The following is a 2,319-nucleotide window of genomic DNA, read 5'->3' on the forward strand; positions in this document are numbered from 1 at the left end:
GTCCGAGCCGGCCTCGGGTCCGCACACGACATAGGCGACAAGGTGCTTGTCGCCGGCGCGGTCCTGGCGCGCCACCACCACCGCCTCGCGCACCCAGGCGTGCTCGCAAAGCCGGGCGGCGATCTCGTCCGGCTCGATGCGGAAGCCGCGGATCTTCACCTGCTCGTCATTGCGGCCCAAAAACTCCAGATTGCCGTCCGGCAGATAACGCGCCAGGTCGCCAGTCTTATACAGCCGATCGCCCTTCACAAAGGGACTGGCGATGAACCGCTCCGCCGTCAGCTCCGGCCGGTTCAGGTAGCCACGTGCAACACCCGCCCCGCCAATGTAAAGCTCGCCCACCGCCCCGAACGGCACAGGTGCACCATGGCCGTCAAGCAGGTAGACCCGGGTGTTCGCTATCGGACGGCCAATCGGGACAATCGCCCCGTCAAAGTCAGCCGGGCAACTCCAGGTCGTTGCACAGACTGTCGTTTCCGTCGGTCCATAGGCATTGATAACAGATGCTGCAGGTAAACGTCGGATGAGTTCGGCCTTCGGCAGCTCTCCGGCAAGAATGAGAGCTTGCGACGCCAAATATTCCGCACTCCTGCTTGCCTGCAGTAAGGCCGGAGGCAATGTCGCGTGGGTGATCGATTCACTCCGCAGGTAATCCGAGAGTTCGGCACTCGCCTGGTGGAGCTCATCCGCAGGCAAATGCAAGGCAGCGCCGGAGCCAAGCGCCATAATCATTTCCCAGGCACTGGCATCAAAACCCAAGGAGGCGAACTGCACCACTCGACTGTTTGAACCAACGCCAAACAGTCCGATCTGAGCCAGCCCCAGATTGACCACTCCGCGATGCTCGATCATGACGCCCTTGGGCGTCCCTGTGGAGCCCGAGGTGTAGATGACATAGGCGAGATGGCGAGGGGTGAGCCCCAGCGCGCGCGGGTCGGGATCGCAGGCGGGCAGTTCGGCCCAGGCCGGGGTGGCCGTCTCCAGATCGACCACGCTCACATCGGCCAGCGCCTTGGCGCCGAGGGCGGCGCGGCCGGCCGCATCGGCCAGCAGCAGCTGCGGCGCGGCATCGGCGAGCACCTGGTTGAGCCGCGCGCAGGGATAGGCCGGGTCCAGCGGCACATAAGCGCCGCCCGCCTTCAGGATCGCCAGCAGTCCCACCACCATGGCCAGGCTGCGCTCGACGCAGATCGCCACCGGCTGGTCCGGCTTGACCCCAAGGGCGATCAGATGATGGGCCAGCCGGTTGGCCCGGGCGTTGAGCTCGCCATAGCTCAGCGCCTCGTCCTCATGCACCACCGCCACCGCCTCGGGTGTGCGGCGCACCTGTTGCTCGAACAGCTCGTGGATGCAAAGATCCGACGGATAGTCCGCCTCCGTCCGGTTCAGCTCCTCCAAAAGATAGGTCCGCTCCTCGGGCGGAAGAATGTCGAGCGCGCGCACCGGCCTGTCGGGAGCCTGCTCCAATGCCTCCGACAGCGCTTCGAGCACCCGCTGCATGTAGCCGCAGATCCGATCGGCAGAGATCGGCTCCGCCACCTGTGCGGTGAGGCCGAGCGCCTCGCCAAAATCCTCCACCGACAGCGTCAGCGGATAGTTGGTGCGCTCCTCGCTGCCCAGCCATTCCACGCCGGACAGATCATCGTCCGTCCTGGAGCCGGCCGTGGCCGCCGGCGTGTTGTGGCGGTAGTTCAGCAGCGCGCCGAACAGCGGCGCCGGCGCCGCAACGCCGCTGCAGCGTTGCGCCTGCGCCAGCGAGGCATGCTCGTGTGAGAGCAGCTCAGCCAGACGGGCATGGGTGAGACGCAGACTTTCCTCAACTCCAGTGCCGTCGAGGTCGAGGCGCACAGGCAGGGTGTTGATGAACAGGCCCATTGCGCGGTCGGCGCCCGCGCCCGCATGCATGCGGCCGAACAGCACCGTGCCGAACACCACCTGCTCTCGGCCGCTGCTGCGCGCCACCACCTGGCCCCAGGCCAGATGGCACAGGCTGGCCAGGCTCACTCCCAGCCGCCGCGCCTGTTCCCGCAGCCGATCGTTGAGCGCCTGCGGCAGCATCCGCCGCGCCTCGCCGACTCCGCTGCCATCGCCGCGCACCTCGTTCAGCCCGAACGGCATGGTCGGCTCGTCGATGTCCGCCAGCTGTTCCTGGAAGAACTCCTCATGCGCCTTGGCGTCGACCTCCAGCCGCGCCTGCGCCACCAGATTGCGGAACGGCTGCGGCGCCGCAAGCTCAGGCGCGCGTCCCTGGAGCACGGCCCGCACCTCGGCATGCATGAACTCCAGCGTCGTGTGATCGCCGATCAGATGATGCTGCAA

1 protein-coding gene is annotated in these 2,319 nt (G+C 66.8%); it reads right to left on the reverse strand.

Features of this window, described 5'->3' with window-relative positions:
- Positions 1-2,319 (reverse strand): amino acid adenylation domain-containing protein (locus EOA38_RS34010; RefSeq protein WP_127301280.1); only part of this gene is annotated, 2,319 nt, incomplete at both ends.

The sequence above is a fragment of the Mesorhizobium sp. M1E.F.Ca.ET.041.01.1.1 genome, assembly GCF_003997355.1.
Lineage (GTDB): Bacteria > Pseudomonadota > Alphaproteobacteria > Rhizobiales > Rhizobiaceae > Mesorhizobium.